Origin of the sequence: Streptomyces sp. UH6 (genome assembly GCF_013421635.1) — a bacterium.
GTDB classification, from domain to species: Bacteria; Actinomycetota; Actinomycetes; order Streptomycetales; family Streptomycetaceae; genus Streptomyces; species Streptomyces abyssomicinicus.
The window spans coordinates 1-2,505 of the sequence record NZ_JACADT010000844.1; the positions used below are offsets into that span (position 1 = coordinate 1).

At 73.2% G+C, this 2,505-nt stretch carries 2 protein-coding genes and 1 pseudogene; 1 reads left to right on the forward strand and 2 read right to left on the reverse strand.

The window, feature by feature from the left end; genetic code table 11:
• Window positions 1-187: pseudogene (locus HW445_RS32895) on the reverse strand (alpha/beta hydrolase); the annotation flags it as partial.
• Between the two features lie 565 nt (window positions 188-752).
• The gene (locus HW445_RS26580) at window positions 753-1,445 is read right to left on the reverse strand and encodes a metal-dependent transcriptional regulator (protein WP_180223421.1); all 693 of its coding nucleotides are present in this window, start codon (window positions 1,443-1,445) and stop codon (window positions 753-755) included.
• 266 nt (window positions 1,446-1,711) lie between these two features.
• Between HW445_RS26580 and HW445_RS26585 the strand changes: the two genes are divergently transcribed.
• Window positions 1,712-2,473: an SIS domain-containing protein gene (locus HW445_RS26585; protein WP_180223422.1), complete on the forward strand. Its 762-nt coding sequence runs from the start codon at window positions 1,712-1,714 to the stop codon at window positions 2,471-2,473.
• Window positions 2,474-2,505 lie beyond the last annotated feature (32 nt).

The window sequence follows — 2,505 nt, forward strand, 5'->3', positions numbered from 1 at the left end:
GCAGGCCGTGCAATAACAGGATCCCCGGCCCCCGGGGCGGCCCGTCCACGGGTCCGCCGGGCACCGCCGGCACCTCGTCGACAGACCCCTGCGGACCGGCCCGCCCGGCCGGCTTCGGGGGGTCGGCGAACTCCCAGGCGACCAGCCGCAGGCCGCCCGCTCCGGTCACGTCGATCCGCCGTGCCATCCGTGCCCCCTCCATGCGCGCCCTGACGCGCGCCCGTCCTTACGCCTGTCTGCCCGGTTGTGCGCTGCTTTGCGCCCCCACAACGCAGACTATCGAATCTCTATTCGAAAACACGGTTCCATGTCGCCGACACCCCTCGTTCGAGTGACCACGGCCGGGGATTGACCGTCGTCGTCAGGGGGAGATCTTGAGCGGGAGGCGGACCACTCGGGGACAGGGGTCCGCGGGGACTGCCGACCTCGGGAGCTCGGGGCTCCAGGTCGGCGCAGGGGAGGACGGGCCCCGGCACGGCTCTGGCCGCGCCGGGGCCCCGTTGCGTGGGTCGCCCCTCGGGGCGGGGTCCTCCGGTCATATGCCTCGCACACCAGCCTGCCCCACGGCGAGCCACCTTGAAAAGGCGGACGGCGCAAAGAGGGCGCACGGCGGCCGGTTGTGCGCCACCCCGTGGGAGGGCGCTACCGCCCGACGGGAGCGCCACCGCCAGGCGTGGGCGCGGGCACGGGGAAGCGGCGCGGGGCCGGCGCCCCGGCCCGCGGAGAGCCGGCGCCCCGGCCGCCGGGGGGTCTCAGCGCTTGGCCACGAAGACGTGCGAGGCGACCTCGCTGTCGAGCTCCGCCGCCTCACCGCCGCTGCCGACCAGGACACCGGTGGCGGACTCGGTCACGCTGACCACCGAACCGGGCTGCACCCCGGCCCGCCGCAGCGCGTACATCAGCTGCGCGTCCGTCTGGATGGGCTCGCCGATCCGGCGCACGACCACCGTCTTGCCGTCGAAACCGGGCTCCAGGTCGGCCAGCGACACCATGCTGTCGTCCAGGAACGGGTCGGCGACGGCGTCCTGGCCGAGTTCGTCCAGGCCGGGGATCGGGTTGCCGTAGGGCGACTCCGTCGGGTGCCGGAGCAGCTCGAGGACGCGGCGCTCGACGGCCTCGCTCATCACGTGCTCCCAGCGGCAGGCCTCGGCGTGCACCTGCTCCCACTCCAGGCCGATGACGTCCACCAGCAGGCACTCGGCCAGCCGGTGCTTGCGCATCACCCGCGTCGCCAGCCGGCGGCCCTCGTCGGTCAGCTCCAGGTGACGGTCGCTGGCGACCGAGAGCAGACCGTCCCGCTCCATGCGCGCCACCGTCTGGCTGACCGTCGGACCGCTCTGGTCCAGCCTCTCGGCGATACGGGCGCGCATGGGGACCACACCTTCCTCCTCCAGCTCGAGGATGGTGCGGAGATACATCTCCGTCGTGTCGATCAGTCCGGACATACGTGCCCCTCGCAATACATCTGCCGATAAGCCGCGCGCAGCCTTGACGGTCCGGCCGGCCCGGCTGCTCCGGGCGGCGCGCCGACTCCGCATCCAATTCTTACGCATGCGGCCGACAACCGTGCCCCGCCGGAGAAACCGTTCGAGGCCGGTTCGTCTCCCGTCCGCCCCTTGAGCAACGGCGGATGCCCCTGTTGCCCCCCGTTGACACCACTGTGGTCCAGACCTCACGGTGATCATCCACACACAGGAGGGAGCCGGAGCCGGTGAGCGGTCTCGGGGACGATCTGGTCGGCCGGTACTTCGACGCGGCGCAGGACCTGCTGCGGCGGGTGCGGGAGGAGGAGACGGCGGCGATCACGGCGGCCGGTGAACTGATCGCTGACACGGTGACCGCCGGCGGGCGGCTGTTCGCGTTCGGCGCGGGACACTCGTCGCTCGCCGCGCAGGACGTGGTCTACCGGGCGGGCGGCCTGGCTCTGATGAACCTGCTCGCGGTACCGGGGCTGACCGGGGTCGACGTGCGCCCCGCCACCCTCGGGTCCGCGCTGGAACGGGTCGAGGGGCTCGCCACCACGGTGCTCGACGTCTCCCCGCTGCGCGCCGGGGACCTGCTGGTGGTGATCTCCCTGTCGGGGCGCAACGCGCTGCCGGTGGAGATGGCGTCCGTGGCCCGCGGGCGGGGGGTGCGCGTGGTGGGGGTGACCTCGGTCGCCTACGCCCGGCAGACCTCGCCGGGCCACGCCTCGGGCACCTTCCTCAAGGACCACTGCGACGTCGTGATCGACTCCAAGATCGCCGTCGGGGACGCCGAACTGACGCTGGACGGGGCCGGCGCGCCGTTCGCCTCCGCCTCCACGGTCGTCACCTCCGCGATCATGCAGGCCGTGATGGCGACGGCGGCCGGCGAGCTGACCGCACGGGGCGTCGAGCCGCCGCTGCTGCGGTCCGGGAACGTGGACGGGGGCCGCGACTGGAACGACGCGGTGTTCGAGCGGTACCGGGAGCGGATCTTCCACCAGCACTGAGGCGGGCGGCAGGCGGCGGGCGGCGGGTGACG

What these genes read in the sequence shown, in the direction of transcription:
- HW445_RS26580 (WP_180223421.1), bottom strand. Translation starts at nt 1,445, where the DNA reads ATGTCCGGACTGATCGACACGACGGAGATGTATCTCCGCACCATCCTC.